This window comes from Sinomonas halotolerans (genome assembly GCF_039615075.1).
Lineage (GTDB): Bacteria > Actinomycetota > Actinomycetes > Actinomycetales > Micrococcaceae > Sinomonas > Sinomonas halotolerans.
On sequence record NZ_JBDFRB010000003.1, the window covers coordinates 118561 to 135627 of the forward strand.

General features: G+C 72.7%; 15 protein-coding genes. 4 read left to right on the forward strand and 11 right to left on the reverse strand.

What is annotated here, in order from left to right; translation table 11 throughout:
• Positions 1-120 precede the first annotated feature (120 nt).
• From ABCQ75_RS04640 to ABCQ75_RS04650, 3 genes are read right to left on the reverse strand one after another with little or no spacing between them, the layout of a single operon-like run.
• On the reverse strand, positions 121-1317 hold the full coding sequence (locus tag ABCQ75_RS04640) for a M20 family metallopeptidase (RefSeq protein ID WP_345883399.1): 1197 nt from the start codon (positions 1315-1317) through the stop codon (positions 121-123).
• The gene (locus ABCQ75_RS04645; protein WP_345883400.1) at positions 1314-2552 is read right to left on the reverse strand and encodes an aminotransferase-like domain-containing protein; all 1239 of its coding nucleotides are present in this window, start codon (positions 2550-2552) and stop codon (positions 1314-1316) included. The genes ABCQ75_RS04640 and ABCQ75_RS04645 overlap by 4 nt, the downstream gene beginning before the upstream one ends.
• A gap of 2 nt (positions 2553-2554) precedes the next feature.
• The gene (locus tag ABCQ75_RS04650; RefSeq protein WP_345883402.1) at positions 2555-3736 is read right to left on the reverse strand and encodes a M24 family metallopeptidase; all 1182 of its coding nucleotides are present in this window, start codon (positions 3734-3736) and stop codon (positions 2555-2557) included.
• 157 nt (positions 3737-3893) lie between these two features.
• Here ABCQ75_RS04650 and ABCQ75_RS04655 point away from each other — a divergent pair, with 157 nt between their 5' ends.
• Complete coding sequence (locus ABCQ75_RS04655; protein ID WP_345883404.1) at positions 3894-4589, forward strand: cyclodeaminase/cyclohydrolase family protein; 696 nt, start codon at positions 3894-3896, stop codon at positions 4587-4589.
• Positions 4590-4667: 78 nt separating this feature from the next.
• On the opposite strand, the gene ABCQ75_RS04660 is transcribed toward ABCQ75_RS04655, so the two are convergent.
• The gene (locus ABCQ75_RS04660; protein ID WP_345883405.1) at positions 4668-4934 is read right to left on the reverse strand and encodes a dsRBD fold-containing protein; all 267 of its coding nucleotides are present in this window, start codon (positions 4932-4934) and stop codon (positions 4668-4670) included.
• Between the two features lie 126 nt (positions 4935-5060).
• Complete coding sequence (locus tag ABCQ75_RS04665) at positions 5061-5762, reverse strand: FadR/GntR family transcriptional regulator (protein WP_345883407.1); 702 nt, start codon at positions 5760-5762, stop codon at positions 5061-5063.
• Positions 5763-5930: 168 nt separating this feature from the next.
• Here ABCQ75_RS04665 and ABCQ75_RS04670 point away from each other — a divergent pair, with 168 nt between their 5' ends.
• From ABCQ75_RS04670 to ABCQ75_RS04680, 3 genes are all read left to right on the forward strand, one after another.
• Complete coding sequence (locus ABCQ75_RS04670) at positions 5931-7421, forward strand: four-carbon acid sugar kinase family protein (RefSeq protein WP_345883409.1); 1491 nt, start codon at positions 5931-5933, stop codon at positions 7419-7421.
• Positions 7422-7562: 141 nt separating this feature from the next.
• Positions 7563-8420 (forward strand): NAD(P)-dependent oxidoreductase, encoded by an 858-nt coding sequence (locus ABCQ75_RS04675; protein WP_427916049.1) that lies wholly within the window; start codon positions 7563-7565, stop codon positions 8418-8420.
• Positions 8421-8510: 90 nt separating this feature from the next.
• The gene (locus ABCQ75_RS04680; RefSeq protein ID WP_345883413.1) at positions 8511-9269 is read left to right on the forward strand and encodes an SDR family NAD(P)-dependent oxidoreductase; all 759 of its coding nucleotides are present in this window, start codon (positions 8511-8513) and stop codon (positions 9267-9269) included.
• Between the two features lie 13 nt (positions 9270-9282).
• On the opposite strand, the gene ABCQ75_RS04685 is transcribed toward ABCQ75_RS04680, so the two are convergent.
• The 6 genes from ABCQ75_RS04685 to ABCQ75_RS04710 form a co-directional block, all read right to left on the reverse strand.
• The gene (locus ABCQ75_RS04685) at positions 9283-10302 is read right to left on the reverse strand and encodes a D-2-hydroxyacid dehydrogenase family protein (RefSeq protein ID WP_345883415.1); all 1020 of its coding nucleotides are present in this window, start codon (positions 10300-10302) and stop codon (positions 9283-9285) included.
• Positions 10303-10458: 156 nt separating this feature from the next.
• A complete protein-coding gene (locus ABCQ75_RS04690) occupies positions 10459-12138 on the reverse strand; it encodes an MFS transporter (protein ID WP_345883416.1) in 1680 nt (559 codons plus the stop codon).
• Between the two features lie 417 nt (positions 12139-12555).
• Positions 12556-12834, reverse strand: a complete 279-nt coding sequence (locus tag ABCQ75_RS04695) for an HPr family phosphocarrier protein (protein WP_345883417.1) — start codon at positions 12832-12834, stop codon at positions 12556-12558.
• Between the two features lie 121 nt (positions 12835-12955).
• Complete coding sequence (locus ABCQ75_RS04700) at positions 12956-15082, reverse strand: PTS fructose transporter subunit IIABC (RefSeq protein ID WP_345883418.1); 2127 nt, start codon at positions 15080-15082, stop codon at positions 12956-12958.
• Positions 15083-15094: 12 nt separating this feature from the next.
• Positions 15095-16066 carry a 1-phosphofructokinase family hexose kinase gene (locus tag ABCQ75_RS04705; protein WP_345883420.1) on the reverse strand — a complete coding sequence of 324 codons (972 nt, stop codon included), beginning with the start codon at positions 16064-16066 and terminating at the stop codon, positions 15095-15097.
• On the reverse strand, positions 16063-16845 hold the full coding sequence (locus ABCQ75_RS04710) for a DeoR/GlpR family DNA-binding transcription regulator (protein ID WP_345883421.1): 783 nt from the start codon (positions 16843-16845) through the stop codon (positions 16063-16065). The genes ABCQ75_RS04705 and ABCQ75_RS04710 overlap by 4 nt, the downstream gene beginning before the upstream one ends.
• Positions 16846-17067 lie beyond the last annotated feature (222 nt).

Below are 17067 nucleotides of genomic sequence, written 5' to 3' on the forward strand. Positions count from 1 at the left end.
ACCGCGGCGGGCGGGGGCGCCCCCGCCGCCCGCCGCCTCAGGCGCACAGGCAGGAACAGGGGAGCCCCGGGCGGGGAGCGGACATCCGCTCCCCGCCCGGGGCTCCTCGCTGCTGGGGCCTCAGGCAGGGCTGCTGTGCCGGAGGCACAGGAGCGCGTAGGCGCGGGCCGCGGCCACGAGCTCTGCGATGCTCACCGACTCGTTGACCTGGTGGGCCTGGTCGTTGAGGCCCCCTGGGCCCATCACGATGGTGGGGACGCCGAAGTCCCGCGCGATGAACCCGCCGTCGCACGCGGCCGTCCAGCCGCCGATGCCGCTCGCGACGCCGCAGTCGGACAGCGCGGCGACGGCGTCCGCGACGAGAGGGTGGTCCTCGGGTGTGCGGAACCCCGGCATCTCCATCGTCACTGCTGCGCTGACGGCGAAGCCGTCCCGCTCGAGGCCAGCCTCGGCAATGCGCTCTCGGAGCGACTCGAGGATTCGGGCGGCGTTGTCGTCGGGCATGAGCCGGCGGTCGAGGGACAGGCGGCACTCGCCGGCCACCATGGAGGTCCCTGTGCCGCCCTCGATGAGCCCCACGTTCCAGCTGCCGGCGCCCAGGAGCGCATCCTGGTCCTGCTGGAGCCGCTCGTGGTCCTCCCGGACCAGGGCGATGATGCGGGCTGCTGCATCGATGGCGTTGAGGCCATCGGCGGGCCGTCCCGAATGGGCGGACCTGCCGTGGACGGTGACGTCGATGTAGCTGTCGCCGCGGCAGCCGACCACAGTCCCGAGGTCCGTCGGCTCGGCGACGACGCAGCCCGAGAAGCGCTCGCCGAGGTGGGCGCGGGTGTAGGCGCGGATGCCGATCCCGAGGTCCTCTTCGTCGACAGTGCAGGCCAGCGTGATGTCGCCCGGGAGATCCACGCCAGCGGCCTTGAGCGCCTTGAGGGCCACCGCGACGGCGGCAAGTCCGCCCTTCATGTCGGTGGCACCACGGCCGAAGAGCCGGCCGTCCCGCACGTACGGCTCGAAGGGGGGCCGGTCCCAGCCCTCTCCCGCGGGGACGACATCGGAATGCCCGAGGAACAGCAGCCCCGGGCGGTCGCCGCCGCGGAGCACCGCGGTGAGGTTGGGACGGCCCGGGGCGGCCTCCTCGGCCAGGGTCTCGAGTCCCGCCCCGAGGCAGAATGCCTCGAGGACGGCGACTGTGGCCTCCTCGGTGCCCCCGGGGTTCTCCCCGCCGGCTGCGACGAGGGCCTCGGTGAGCGAGACGAGCTCGTCCTCGGTGATCAGGGCCAGGACCCGGTCCTCGATCGAGACCGCGACGGGGTTCACGGTGCCACCTTCGCGAGCTCGATGTCGATCGCGCGGCGCAGGCGGCGGATGCCCTCGTCCGTGCGCTCGGGGGTGCTCGTGGCGAAGCACAGGCGGAGCGCGTCGTCGAACCGGCCTTCGGCGGAGAGCGCCGGCCCGGGGATGAAGGCGACGCCCTCCGCCAGGCCCGTCTCGAACAGGCGGCGGGTCGAGATCCGGGCCGCGTCCCCGCGGAGGGTCAGCCAGAGGAAGAACCCGCCCTCCGGGTCCGTGGTGGTCACGAGGCCGCCGAGATGGCGCCGGATGCTCTCCTGCATGGCCTGCTTGCGGCGCCGGTACTCTGTCCGGAGCCCGGCAAGGTGGCTGTCCAGCCTGCCGCGGCGGATGAACTCCGCGACGAGGTGCTGGGCCGGGACGTTCGTGCATGTGTCCATGGCCTGCTTGGCATTGACCACGAGCTGGCGCAGGGAGGGGTGGGCATCCACCCAGCCGACGCGCAGGCCCGGCGCGAGGATCTTCGAGAACGTTCGCACGGAGAAGACCAGCGGGTCCCCCGGGCTGAGGGACTGGAAGCTCGGGAGGTCCTCGCCCTCGAAGCGGAGGAGGCCGTACGGGTCATCGTCGATGATGACGGCGTTCCACTGGTGTGCGAGCTCGAGGAGGAGCTCGCGCCGTTCGAGGGAGAGCGTGGCGCCCGAGGGGTTCTGGAAGTTCGGGATCGTGTAGACCGCCTTGGGCGTGCGGCCCGTCGCCGCGACGAGCTCGGGGAGGGCCTCGACGATCAGGCCGTTCTCGTCGAGGGGTGCCTCGAGGAGCTGCGCGCCGTAGCTCAGCGCCGTGGCGCTGCCGTTCGTGTAGGTGGGGCTCTCCACGACCACGAGGTCGCCGGGATCGAGGAAGATCTTGCACGCGAGGTCGAGGCCCTGCATGCCGCCGGCCGTGATCGTCACGCGCTCCGGGTCGGTCGGGTCTGCCGTGCCGGCGAGGTAGCCGACGAGGGCGTCGAGCAGCTCGGGCTCGCCCTCGGTGGCGCCGTAGGTCATGGACCCGTACCCCAGGACCTCGTCCGCGATGCTGCGGAACTCCTCGAGCGGAACCGCCTCATCGGCCGGCGAGCCCATCGCGAACCGCACGATGTCGTGCTTCATCGATGCCAGCAGCGACGTGCTGGAGTCGATGACGGACCCCACGAGGTGCTCGGCGCGCGCCGCGAGCGGCAGCGCGGGCGCGAGGGTGGCGAGATGATCAGTCGACATGGTCACAGCCCCTTCTGGATGAGTTCGCGGGGGAAGCCCGTGAGCACCTCGACACCGTCGGGCGCCACGCGGATCGATTCGGACAGCTCGTAGCCGTAGTGGTCCATCCACATGCCCCCGATCACGTGGAAGGTCATGTTCTCTGCCAGGACGGTCTCGTCCTCGGAGCGGATGGACACGGTGCGCTCGCCCCAGTCCGGCGGGAAGCCCACGCCGATCGAGTAGCCGATGCGGGAGGGCTTCTCGAGGCCGTGCCTGGCGAGGCTGTCGTTCCAGGCCCGGGCGAGGTCCCGCACGGGCGTCCCGGGACGCACCGAGTCGAGCACTGCTTCGATGCCCTCCGCCACCGCGCCGGCAAGCGTGGAGAGGCGCTGGGACGGCTTGCCCAGCATGACAGTGCGCGCGAGCGGCGCGTGGTAGCGCCGGTGGGCGCCCGCGAGCTCGACGACGACAGCCTGGCCCTCTTCGAAGCGGCTGTCGCTCCACGTGAGGTGAGGGGTGTCCGCCGCCTCGCCTGTGGGGAGCATGGGCACGATGGCGGGATAGTCGCCGTCCGCCTCCTCCGCGCCCGTGATCTGCGAATGGCTGATCGCCGCGGCCGCGTCGCACTGGCGGACGCCCACGCCTATCGTCTCGACGGCCGTCTCCATCGCGCCGCCGCACACCCGGGCGGCTTTGCGCATGAGCTCGAGCTCTGCCGCAGACTTGACCGAGCGGACCCAGTTGACGAGCTCGAAGCTGTCCACGAACGTCCACTCCGGAAGGGAGTGCACGAGGGACCGGTACGCCTTCGGCGAGAAGAAGTGCGCGTCCATCTCGAGCCCCACGCAGCCGCCCGCCGCGGCCGCGACGAGCCCGCGCTCGCGGAGGGCGGCGGCGACCCAGTCGAAGGGGTGGACCGTGGGCCTGTGCACGTAGTGCTCGGGGTATCCGACGATGCTCTCCGGCGGCAGCCAGGACGTGCGGAAGGCGCCGCCCGCGTCCATGGCCCGCGTGAAGAGGACCATGGGTCCGTCCGCCGGCACGAACACGAGCTGGGGCGTGTAGAAGGACCACGCGTTGTACCCGGTCAGGTAGTAGATGTTGGCCGGATCGGTCACGATCAGCGCGGACAGGCCCTGCCGGGCCATGCGCTTGCGTGCTGCAGCCAGCCGGGCGCGGTACTCCTCATCAGTGAACAGCACGAACCCTCCTGTGTCTTCTCGTCATTTTGTCGACAATTTACATGTCGTGACGATTGTCACACACACAGCGGGCCTGTGCGCAATCGGTGGAAGGTGCAGGATCGGTGGAAGGTGCGGGCGATGGTTCGCAGCCGCCGACCCGGGGAACGGTTGGGGCATGGAGCAGTCGCAGGCCGCCAGCACTCCGCGCGCCGTCAGCACGCGCGGTTCGACAGTGGACGAGTGGACCGAGGCGCTCGCCCAGTCCACCGGCTCGCCGGGCGGCGGCGCAGGGGCGGGCGTCATGCTTGCCGTCGCGGCCTCGCTCATGTCCATGGTTGCCGGCTACACCGAGCCTGCCGAGGGCGCTGGGGACGGCGGCGGTCGGGACGAGGCTGCCGCCGTCCGGGAGCGGGCGCAGTCCCTCCGGCGGGCCGCCCTTGCGCTCGCGGACGAGGACTCGGCCGCGTCCCGGGCCTTCGGGGCGGCCTTCCGCATGGACCGCGGGCCCGAGAGGGAAGAGGCCATCCGCCGTGCCTCGGTGGAGGCCGCGACGTCATCTGCGGTCCTCGGCGAGCACGCCGTGGGCGCGATCGAGGACCTCGCGTGGCTCGCGGCGGACGGGAACCCGGCGCTGATCGCTGACGTCGTCGTCGCCTTCGGCGCCCTGCGGGCCGCGGTCGCGGGGGCCCGCACCAACGTCAGCTATGACCTTGCATCGCTGCGTTCGGCCGGGAAGGCGCTCGAGGAGATCCGGGAGCAGCATCCGGACCTGTGGTCGTCGGTCGAGAGGCTCGACGCCGCGCTCGGGCGCATCGATGCCCTCACCGCCGAGATCGACGACCGGGCCGCCCCGACCAGAAGGGGGCTGTGACGGGCCGCTGGGTGGCGGGTCGGGCTGTCGCGGGCCGCTGGGTCGGCGACGGCCCGCCGGAATGGACATCCCTGCGTGTCAGCCCTCGAGCCGCGCGGAATTGTGCGTCGACGCCTCGATGTCCGCAGCGGTGGCCTCGATCAGCTGGTGCGCGAGGTCCGCGAGGGCGCGTGCCGCCGCGAGCTCGTCGCCGATCAGGGGGACGTCCGCGTCCGTCGGGTTCAGCCTGGCCAGGCCCACGCCCGCGAACGCCTCGCGTCCTTCGGGCTGCAGCTGCGCCGTGGCCCTCGTCTTCCCCTCGTGTTCGTCGATGACAATGCCCACCGACCAGCGCTTCTCTGCCATGGTGACCGCCTCCTCGCGGGAGCCCAGAACCTTTCGGGCAAGCGCCAAAGTAACGCCGGGGGTTGCCCCGCGCAAGGATCGATGGTCCCGCTTTCGGGCCAGCGTGGCGCGCGCCGGAGCCTGCGTTCAGCCCTTGAGGACGTACGTCCGCAGGTCGTCCAGGGTCTGCTGCATGTGGGCGTCCATCGCGGCGCGGGCGGTCTCGGGGTCGCGGCTGCGCAGGGCCTTGGCGATGGCCTCGTGCATCTCGATCGCGTGCTCCTGGATCTCCGGCACGGCAGAGGTCTCGGAACGGTGCTGGGCCAGGACCCGGCTGAGGGGCTCGAGCAGGACCGCGACGAAAGCGTTCTCCGAGGCGTGCAGGATCACGTCGTGGAACGCCAGATCGGCCTCGACGAACCGCTCCAGATCGCCCTCGTCGTGTGTTGAGCGCATCGTGCCGACGAAGGCGTCCAGCGCGGCGAGGTCCTCGTCCGAGATGCGCTCGGCGGCGAGCCCGCACGCGCCGGTCTCGAGCATGCGCCGCAGCTCGATGAGCTGGACGGCCGAGGTGGCGCCGTCGGTGCCCTCGTTCGTCGCGCGCAGCACGGCGTGGAGGGAGCTCCAGCGGTTCACGGGGTTCACGTAGGTGCCGCGGCCGCGCTCCACGCGGAGGATGTTCTGCGCTGTGAGGGTCTTGACGGCCTCGCGGACGGTCATGCGGCTCACGTCGTAGCGGGCGCTGAGCTCGAGCTCGCCCGGGACGAGGGAGCCGGGCGCGAACTCCCCGGCAACAATCCGGTCCAGCAGCTCGTCCGCCACCTCTACCACGAGCGACTTCCGTGCCACCGAACACCCCTTCCCGCCGCTCGCACGGCCCGTTCCGCTGTGCCCGCGGCGCGGGCGTTCCGATCAGTCTACGGGGGGCCCTTGCGCCCCGCTGGGTTGTGTGTCACTCTGATGAACCATTAGATGTCAGACATCTTACTAAGCGCCCTCGCACAAGGAAGTGTTGCCATGCTGCTCGAAGCCGACGCCGTTGCCGCCTACCCCGCAGAGCGGCACGTCCCCGCCCGCGAGGTGGCAGACGCCGTCGCCGCCTCCGGCCGCATCCTCGTGGTGCTCGACGACGACCCCACCGGCACGCAGTCCGTGACGGACCTCCCCGTGCTCACCCGGTGGGACGCGGACGACTTCCGCTGGGCCTTCGGACAGGCAGTCCGCCCGGCCGCCGTCTACGTCCTGACCAACACCCGCTCCCTGGCCCCCGCCGAGGCCGCCGAGCGCAACCGCCAAGTGGTCCTCGCCGCGCTCGACGCGGCCCGCGGGGCAGGGGTGCAGCTCGGGTTCGTGAGCCGCAGTGACTCGACGCTCCGCGGCCACTTCCCGCTCGAGACCGATGTGCTCGCCGAGAGCATCGCGGCCCAGGGCGGCGGCGCCGTGGACGGGGTCGTGATCGTCCCCGCCTTCCCCGACGCCGGCCGCGTCACCCTGGGCGGCGCGCACTACATGCGCACGACGCCGGCCCCCGGCTCCCAGCCCGGCGTCCCCGGCGCTGGCCCCACCGGCGCTGGGCTCACCCCGGTGAGCGAGACCGAGTTCGCGCGGGACGCGACGTTCGGGTTCTCCACCTCCTACCTGCCGGACTACATCGAGGAGAAGTCCGCCGGCCGCTGCCGGGCCGCGGACGTGATCGTGCTCGACCTCGCGACGGTCCGCGCCGGCACCGAGGCCATCGCGGACGCCCTCGAGCCGGCCGTGCACTCGAGGCCGGTCGTCGCGGACATCGCCACCGAGAACGACTTCCGCGCACTCGCCCTCGGCCTCGAGGAGGCCGAGCGCCGCGGGAAGTCCCTCCTGTACCGCGTGGGGCCGCCGTTCGTGCGCGGCCGGATCGGCCAGGACGTCCGCGAGCCGCTCACGGCCGAGGAGGTCTACGGCAGGCCGGGGCGGCGCAGCGACCTCGCCGCCGGCGGGCTCATTGTGGTCGGCTCCCACGTGGGCCTCACGACGCGCCAGCTCGAGCGGCTCACGGCCCAGCACTCGGCAGCGGCCACGGTCGAGATCGACGTCGAGCAGCTCCTCGACCCGGCCCGCGCCGAGGCGCACCTCGAGGCGACCATCGGCGCCGTCGTGCGCGCCCTTGTGGAGGGCGACGTCATCGTCCACACGAGCCGCCGCCTGGTCAAGGCCGACGACCCGGCACAGAGCCTCGAGATCGCGCGCACGGTGAGTGCCGCCGTCGTGCGCGTGGTCAACACCGTGCTCAAGGCGACCCCGCCGCGGTTCGTCATCGCCAAGGGCGGCATCACGTCCTCGGACGTCGCCGCGCACGGCCTCGAGATCCGCCGCGCCGTGGTGCGCGGGCCCATGCTGCCCGGCATCGTCTCGCTGTGGGAGCCCGTGGACGGGCCCGCCCGCGGCATCCCCTACATCGTCTTCGCGGGGAACGTGGGCGACGACGACTCGCTCGCCGCGGTGACCCGGACCCTCAGCGCCACGTTCTGATCCCTCGATTCCGCAGCCTTCCCCCAGACCGTTCATAGGAGAACACCCGTGCCCGACACCTCTGCCGCTCCCGCACCCGCCCTCGCCGCCCAGGCCGGGAGCGCGGACGTCCCCACCGTCGCGGTCCTCGGCCTCGGCGCCATGGGCCTTCCCATGGCCACACGCCTCGCCACTGGCCTCACGGTCCACGGCTTCGACATCGCCCAGGAGCGCCTCGACCTCGCCGCCGCTGCCGGAGTGGCGGCCTTCGCCTCCGGCCGCGAGGCCGTGGCGGGCGCCGACGCCGTGCTGCTCGCGGTCCGCAACGGCGAGCAGCTCGACGCCGTGCTCTTCGGCGAGAACGGGGTCGCGGACGCGATGGCGCCCGGCGCCGTCGTGATCCTCACGAGCACCGTGGGCGCCGACGCGGTCCCCGCCGCGGTCGAGCGCCTCGCCGAGCGCGGGATCGGGCTCGTCGACGCTCCCCTCTCGGGCGGGCCCGTGCGTGCCGGGGAAGGCGACCTGCTCATCGTGGTCGGCGCGACGCCGTCGGACCTCGGGAAGGCGCGCCCCGTGCTCGAGCTGCTTGCCTCCACCCTCACCGTGGTGGGGGACAGGCCCGGCGACGGCCAGGCGCTCAAGACCGTCAACCAGCTCCTGTGCGGCGTCCACATTGCCGCCGCCGCAGAGGCGCTCGCCCTCGCCGACGCGCTCGGGCTCGACACCGCCAAGACCCTCGAGGCCCTCGGCGCGGGAGCCGCCGGCTCCTTCATGCTCTCCAACCGCGGCCCGCGCATGCTCGAGGCCTACACCGAGGACGGCGCGGAGGTCCTCTCGCGCCTGGACATCTTCGTCAAGGACATGGGGATCGTGGGCAAGGCCGCGCGCACCGTGGGCCTCGCCGCGCCCGTCGCGGCCGCCGCCGAGCAGCTCTACCTCATCGGGCAGGCCCAGGGCCTCGCCGCCGCCGACGACTCTGCGGTCATCAGGGTCCTCGCTCCCGCCAAACGGTCCGCGTGACCTCCGCAGTGCCGGTCGCCGGGGACGTCCTCGCGACCCTCCGCGGCTGAGCCCGGTGGCCGGCGGTGGCGGGTCGCTAGGCTTGAGCGCATGACGACGGCGCTCATCACCGGCGCGAGCTCGGGCCTCGGGGCGGAGTTCGCGCGGCAGCTCGCAGCCCAGGGGCACGATCTCGTGCTCGTGGCCCGGCACCGCGAGCGGCTCGAGGGGGCCGCGCGCGAGCTCGGGACCCGGTACGGGGTGGAGATCGAGGTGCTCGCCGCGGACCTGACGGACCCGCTCGGGCTGGGGACCGTCGTCGTCCGCGCCAAGGACCCGAGCCGCCCGGTGGGGATCCTCGTGAACAACGCCGGCCACGGCCTCCTGCACGACTTCCACAGCAACCCGCTCACGGACGAGGTGCACCACCTCCGCCTCCACGTCGAGGCGGCCATGAGCCTGTGCCACGCAGTGCTCCCGGGCATGCTGGCGCGGGGGGAGGGGCAGATCATCAACGTCGCATCCGTGGCGGCCTTCCTCCCGCGCGGAACCTACTCGGCCGCCAAGGCGTGGCTCGTCGCGTTCAGCCGCTGGGCCAACGTGCACTACCGCCGCTCGGGAGTGGCCGTCACGGCGCTGTGCCCGGGCTTCACGCGGACCGAGTTCCATGAGCGCATGGGCATGGAGACCCGGTGGTACCCCGGGTGGACGTGGCTGCGGGCCGAGCGCGTAGTGCGGGACGGGCTGCGGGACAGTGCCGCGGGGAAGGCCGTGTCCGTGCCCTCGGTGCTCTACAAGGCCGTGGTGCTCGCCTCCCGGGTGCTGCCGGACGCGCTGCTGGGCGGGCCAGCGCGGCGCCCGCGGCGGTAGCCGGGGCCGGCCTCTAGCGGCCGGCCGGGTGCGGGACGTCCATGACGCGGACCGGGGCGCCGGCCGCCCACGCCTCGATGTCCTCGACCGCGTCGCGGTAGAACACCTCGTACTGCTCCCGCGTGACGTACCCGATGTGCGGCGTCATGACGGTGCGCGGCGCAGTGCGGAGGGGGTGGTCGGAGGGGAGGGGCTCGACGTCGTACACGTCCAGTGCCGCGCAGCCGATCCGGCCCGCGTGCAGCGCCTCGACGAGTGCCGCCTCGTCCACGAGGGGGCCGCGCGAGGTGTTGACGAGGACCGAGTCCGGCTTCATGAGCGCGAGCTCCCGCGGGCCGACGATTCCACGGGAGCGCTTCGAGAGGACGAGGTGCAGGGTCACGATGTCCGAGCCCGTGAAGAGCTCATCCTTCTCCACGCGCCGCACGCCGGCCTCGGCCGCCCGCTCGTCGGTGAGGTTCTGGCTCCACGCGACCACGTCCATCCCGAAGGCGAGCCCCACGCGGGCCACGCGCGAGCCCAGGCTGCCCAGGCCGACGACGCCGAGGCGCCGCCCCTCGAGCCCGCGTCCCACCGTGCGCTGCCACCCGGCGTCGTGCGTCCAGCCCGAGCCCTCCCGGCGGAGCTCCGCGCTGCCCAGTTCGGCGTCGAGCCGCCGGGTCGCGGCATGGATGAGCGCCCACGTGTGCTCGGCGGCAGGTGCAGGCAGGTAGCCCGTGTGGCACACGGTGATGCCGCGCTCCGCGGCCGCCCTCAGGTCGATCGAGGCGTTGCGGCGGCCCGTCGAGACGATGAGCCTGAGGTTCGGCAGGAGCGCGAGCCGCTCCGCGCGCAAGGGGGTGCGCTCGCGCATGGCAACGACGGCGTGGAACGGCTGGAGCGCGGAGGCGACCGTCGCGTCGTCGGGCCCGAGATGCTCGCGGAAGACCGTGACCCCATGGCCGGCGGCCTCGAGGCGGGACCAGTCCGCGAGCTCGCGGGCCACGCCCTGATAGTCGTCGAGGATGGCGATCTTCAGCGGCGGGCTCGTCATGGGGCCAGCCTAGCCACACCCGTCCGGCGGTTGGTCCTGCTCGTTAGGGCCGCGGAACGGCCGCTTAAACGCCGTTTCCCGGCCTCGAGAGGCCGGGAAACGAGCACGAGCACACAGCTCACGGGGAGACGCGCCCCGCGCGGGATCAGAGCGGGATCAGCGGGCCCCGCTGGCCCCAGCGCCGGCGACCGCGGGCACCTGGCCCGAGATCGGGCCGGACGCCACGGGCTCCTCGCCGGTCACGCGGGCCTCGAGCGCGGTCGCGCCCAGGTCCACGCCCTCGCGCTCGGCGGCCTCGACGGCAGCCGGGTGGTCGAGCGGGAGCTGCAGCGCCGCGCCGTCGTCCGCGAGGGCCACCGGCACCTCGGTCAGCGGCATGTGCTCGAGGTCGATCCGCTCGTCGTCCTCCTGGCGGGCGACGACCTCACGCGCCTCCGCGTCGGTGGCGACGCTCGGGAGCGATCCCGGGAGCGGGCGCTGGGCCGACTCGCGGAGGAACCAGATCGCCACGGCGCCGACCGCGGACGTGGCCATGAGCCAGTACGCGGGCATCATGTCGTTGCCCGTGACCTGGATGAGGGCGTCCACGATGAACGGCGTGGTGCCGCCGAAGATCGCCACCGCGAAGTTGTACGCGATGCCCATGGCGCCGTAGCGGCTCGCGGTCGGGAACTGGGCCGGAAGGGCCGAGGCGAGGTTCGCGACGTAGAACGTCACGGGGAACGCGATGAGCGACAGGCCCGCGAGCGTGGCCCACACCGAGCCGACGCCGATGAGCAGGAACGCCGGGATGGAGAGCGCCACGGTGCTCAGGGCACCGATCCACAGGACGGGACGGCGGCCGATCCGGTCGGACAGCTTGCCCGTGAGCGGGATGCAGAGGCTCATGACGACCAGCACGGGGATGGTCAGGAGCGTGCCGTGGATCTCGTCATAGCCCTTCGAGACCGTGAGGTAGGTGGGCATGTAGGAGGTGAGGGCGTAGCCCACGGTGTTCGCGGCGGCCACGAGGACCATGGCGACGAGGATCTGGCGCCAGTACGCGCGGACGATCCCGAGCGGGCCCTTCGCCACGGCCTCGTCATCGGCGGCGAGGTCCTTGGAGGTGTTCTCCTGCGCCTCAAGGGCGGCCTGGAACGTGGGGCTCTCCTCGATCTTGAGGCGGAACCAGATCGCGATCGCGCCCAGCGGGCCGGCGATGAGGAACGGAATGCGCCAGCCCCACGCCTCCATTGCCTCCTGGCCGAGGCCGAGCTGGAGGCCGGAGACGAGCGCCGCGCCGAGCGCGAAGCCCAGGTAGGAGCCCATGTCGAGGAAGCTCGCGAAGAAGCCGCGGCGCTTGTCGGGGGAGTACTCGCTCACGAACGTCGTCGCGCCGGCGTACTCGCCGCCGGTGGAGAAGCCCTGGACGAGCTTGACGGCCACGAGGAGCGCGGCGGCCCAGATGCCGACCTGCGCGTACCCGGGCAGGAGGCCGAGCGCGAAGGTGGACGCGGCCATGAGGATCAGGGTCGCCGCGAGGACGCGCTGGCGGCCGATCTTGTCACCGAGCCAGCCGAAGAACACGCCGCCGGCTGGGCGGGCGATGAACGTCGCGGCGAAGGTGCCGAGGAGGAAGAGCGTCTGCACCGAGGGGTCGGCTTCGGGCAGGAACACCGGGCCCATGGTGGTGATGAGGTAGCCGAAGACTCCCACATCGAACCATTCCATGGTGTTGCCGACGATCGTTCCGCCGAGTGCCCTCTTGAGCATGGGGCGGTCGACGACGGTGACGTCGTCGACGCGGAGGCGGCGCTTCCGGAATACGACGCGCCGGGGGCGGACAGGGGCGGTCATCTGACTGTGGTCTCGTGACATAGGTATCGAGTCTAGCGGCCGGAAACGCCAACTGAGAGCGAGGTATCGCCTTGTGCTGTGGCCCAGCTCACGCCGGGCGCGCCCGGCCGAGCCCACGCGCAGGTCCGCCCGCGCGCCGCCGGAGACCCCGCGGATCGCCATTCTCGCGCTGATCCCGCGACGCACGACGGCGGCGAGTTCGGCCAGCTTCCAGCCTCGCCGCAGGCGGAGGTGGTAAGGGCGCATACAGTTATCGTTTCGTTACCTATCGGTCTCGGCCCGCCCGCGCCCCAGCGCCCGATCGGCGCCAGCCGGTCCACGCAGGACGGCGCCCCGCCTCCTCCCGGGGGAGGGTGCGGGGCGCCGTCACTGAGTGGCCCGTGAGGGCCCATTGGCCCGTCTCGGGGATCCGTGGGCCTACTCGGCGTCGTGGTCCGTCTCGAGGACCGTCACGAGCTTCGCGAGCGCCTCGTCGGCGCCCGGGCCCTCGGCGCGGAGCACCACCTGCTGGCCGTACTCGGCGCCCAGGCTCATGAGGGACAGGATGCTCGAGGCGTCCATGGCCTCGTCGGAGGGCTCGCCGGCCTTGGCGATCGTGACCTCGAGGCCCGTGTCGCCGGCCGCCTCCGCGAAGATCGCGGCGGGGCGGGCGTGGAGCCCCACGCGGGAGCCGATGGTGGCGGTGCGTTCAGCCATGTGGATGCTTCTCCTTCTTCAGCCGCCCGGGGTCTGTTCCGGACTGCGTCGTCTCAGGCCGTCTCGGGGACCGCCTTCATCGTGTGCCCCCGGGTCAGGGGGCTGGGAATGCGCTGGTGCGTCAGACGGCGACCGGCTGGGGCTCGGCGGCCTCAGGCGCCTTCCTGACAACGTAGCGCTTGAGGCCCACCACTGCCAGCGCGGTGACGACAACGCCCGCTGCGATGGCCACGATCCACAGGAGGAAGCTGTCGATCGCGAAGAACACGAACGCGCCGCCGTGCGGTGCCTTCGACGTCACGCCGAACGCCATGGACAGGGCGCCGGTCACCGCGCCGCCGAGCATCGACGCCGGGATGACGCGCAGCGGGTCCGCCGCCGCGAACGGGATGGCCCCCTCGGAGATGAACGCCGCACCCAGGAGCCACGCGGCCTTGCCGTTCTCGTGCTCCGCCGCGGTGAAGTTCTTGTGGTCGAGCACGGTGGCCAGCGCCATCGCGAGCGGCGGGACCATGCCCGCCGCCATGACGGCCGCCATGACCATCCACGGGGCCTGGTTGTCCAGGGATGCCGTTCCGAGGCCGGCCACCGCGAACGAGTAGGCCACCTTGTTCACCGGGCCGCCCAGGTCGAAGCACATCATGAGGCCCAGGATGACGCCGAGCACGATCGCCGCCGCGCCCGTCATGCCGGACAGCCACGAGTTCAGGCCGGCCGTGAGCGCCGCGATCGGGGCGCCGAGCACCACGAACATGAGCCCCGAGGACACGATCGACGCGACGAGGGGGATGATCGCCACCGGCATGAGGCCGCGCAGCCACCGCGGAGCCGGGCGCCGCGCGAGCCAGTGCGCCACGTAGCCGGCCAGGAGGCCGCCCACGATGCCGCCGAGGAAGCCCGCACCCATGAACCCGGCCACGGCACCGGCCGTGAAGCCGGGCGCGATCCCCGGGCGGTCGGCGATCGCGTACGCGATGTAGCCGGCCAGCGCCGGGACGAGGAAGCCCATCGAGAGGGCGCCGATCTTGAACAGCACCGCGCCCAGGTACGCGCCCAGCGGGCCCCACGCCTGCGGGCCGAACTCCGTGGGCAGGTTCCCGATGTTGTTCTCCGCGACGATCTTGTCCGCGTAGCCGGTGATGTCGTAGCCGCCCAGCAGGAAGCCGAGGGCGATGAGCAGGCCGCCGGCCGCGACGAACGGGATCATGTAGCTCACGCCCGTCAGCAGCGCCCGCTTGAGCTTGCCGCCGAAGGACTCGTGCCGCTCCGCATCCGGTGCGGACGACGACGCGCCCCCCGCACCGGCGCGCACGCGCCGGCCGTTCGGGTCGGCAGCCACGGCGAGAGCCTCGTCCAGCATGGCGCCCGGCTCGTCGATCCCGCGCTTGACCGGAGCCTGCACGTACGGCTTGCCCGCGAAGCGCTCCTTGTCCCGCACGTCCACGTCCACCGCGAACACCACGGCGTCCGCCGCATCGATCACCGACTTCGGCAGCGGCGCTGCCCCGGCGGAGCCCTGGGTCTCCACCTGGACGTCGATCCCCCTCTCCTGGCCCGCGGCCACGAGGGAGTCGGCCGCCATGTACGTGTGCGCGATCCCGGTGGGGCAGGCGGTGACGGCGACGATTCGCTTGATGCCCGCGGGCGTGTGGTCGCCTTCGCCGCCTCCGCCGCTGAGGGGGCCGCCGCCCGCTACGCGGACGCCCGAAGCCGCTCCCGCGGCCCCCTCAGCGGCTCCGGCGGCTGGCGCCGCCATGGCCGCAGCACCCGACGTGGCCGGAGTGGTTGAGGGGGTTCCGAGGCCGAGGGCGTCGTTGACCAGGGCCACGACTTCCTGCTCGCTGCCGGCCGCGCGGAGGGCTGCCGTGAAGTCCTTCTTGATGAGGCTGCGGGCAAGCTTGGCCAGGAGCTTGAGGTGCTCCTGGTCCGCGCCCTCCGGGGCCGCGATGAAGAAGACAAGGTCTGCCGGGCCGTCCTTGGCACCGAAGTCCACCGGCTGCGCGAGACGCGCCATGGCAAGGGAGGGCACGGTCACCGCGGTGGAGCGGCAGTGCGGGATCGCGATCCCGCCGGGCACGCCGGTGGCGGTCTTCTGCTCGCGGGCGTACGCGTCCGCGAACAGGCCCTCCACCTCGGTGGCACGGCCGGCATCGGCGACGAGACCGGCAAGGTGCCGGATCACGTCCGCGGACTCGGCGCCGAGCGAGGCGTCGAGCACCACGAGCTCGGTGCTGAGGAGTTCGGTCATGGTGTGTCCTTCTCAGATGGCCGTGACGGTCACGGCAGAGGGATCGGTCTGGTCTTCCGACGGGACTGTGGATCCCGGGAGGGAGGCGGCAGCGGCACCGTGTGCCACGGCCTGGCGGAGACGGCCCACAGAGTCCGCCCCGTGCGTCTCGGCCAGCAGGTAGCCGGCCAAGGAGGAGTCACCAGCACCCACCGTGCTCACGGCACGGATCGGTGCGTGCGTTGCATGCCACGCGCCCTCGGGCGTCACGAGGACTGCGCCCTTCGAGCCGAGGGTCGCGAGGACGGCGCCCACGCCCGCGTCCACGAGGGCGCGAGCAGCCTTCGCCGCGAGCTCCGGCGAGGCCTCGAGCTCCGCCGGGGACCCGACGTCGGGCAGTCCCACCGCCGCGGCCAGCTCGGCGAGCTCGTCCGCGTTCGGCTTGAGCAGGTCCGGGCGCCCCGCGAGCGAGGCCGCCAGCGGACCACCCGAGGAGTCCACCGCGATCTTCGGCGACGGCCCGCCGTCGGCCGCGGCGCCTGCTCGGAGCCTCTCGGCGACGGCCGCGTAGAAGTCCGCCGGCACCCCGGGCGGGAGCGAGCCCGCGAGGACCACCCAGGAGGCCCCGCGCGAGCGATCCACGAGGAGCGCCACGAGGTCCTGGACCTGCCCGGCGGTGAGCTCCGGGCCGGGCTCGTTGACCTTGGTGGTCACGCCGTCCGGCTCCGTGAGAGCGACGTTCGAGCGCAGGGGCGCGCCGATCGGGAGCGCCGCGAACGGCACCTGGGTGGCCCGCAGGCCCGCGAGCACCGGGTCCTCCGCGTCCCCCGGGAGCACCGCGAGGGTCGCGAGGCCTGAGGTCTTCAGGGCTCGGGAGACGTTGACGCCCTTGCCGCCCGACTCCTGCCTGACGGAGACGGCGCGCTGGACCTCGCCGCGTTCGAGGGGGGCGCCGAGCTCGACCGTGCGGTCGAGGCTCGGATTGGCGGTCAGGGTCACGATCATGGGGCCATCACTTCCACTCCGGCGTCGTCGAGTGCTGCCGCGAGCTCCCCCTCGGGGGCACGGTCGGTCACGAGGGTGTCGATCGCGTCGAGGCGGCCGAACTGCACGAGCGCCTCCACGGCGAACTTCGTGTGGTCGGCGAGCACGACGGCGCGGCGGGCACAGCGCACGAACGCCGCCTTCACCGCGGCCTCCTCGGGGTCCGGGGTGCTCAGCCCGAAGTCCGCGTGCACGCCGTTGGCCCCGATGAACGCGAGGTCGGGGCGGTGGCGCTCGACGGCGTCGATCGCCGCCTGCCCCACCGCCGCGCGGGTCACGGGGCGGATGCGGCCCCCCAGCAGGTGCACGGCGAGGCCGGGGACCGCTGCGAGCTTGTCCGCGATGGGGAGGGCGTTGGTCATGACCACGAGCTCCGGGGCGCCGTCGGGGTGTGAGAGCAGGCAGTCCGCGACGGCCTCGGTGGAGCTGCCCGCGTCCAGCAGGATGCTGCCGGCCCGAGAGGAGACGATGAGTGCTGCGGCGGCCTCGGCCATCCGACGCTTCTCGGCGAGGTTCTGGACCTGACGCTCGGACAGCGAGGCCTCCGCCGTGCTGGCGCGCTCGGCCGGTACAGCCCCGCCGTGCACGCGGCGCAGGACCCCCGCAGTCTCAAGGGAGGCAAGGTCGCGGCGGACGGTCTCGGTGGTGACCGAGAACCTCTCGGCGAGCTCGGTCACGCTGACCCGGCCAGCCTCGGCCACCCGCTCGGCAACGAGCCGCTGGCGCTCCTCCGCGAACATCTCTTACTCCTCGACGCCGTTGTCGGCGCCTGTGGCGCCTGTCACATCAAATTGGGATTGATTGACTGTATCTGCGTCTGTGTTGGGATGTCAACGCAGAACCAAGAAAAACAACATCGAGGTGCGGGAGTGGTGGCGCAACGCAGATCGGCCCGGCGGGACGGCGCAATGCCGCCCCCCCCGGCCCGACCCCGCGGGCGCGGCGGGGCGGGGGGCGGCGCA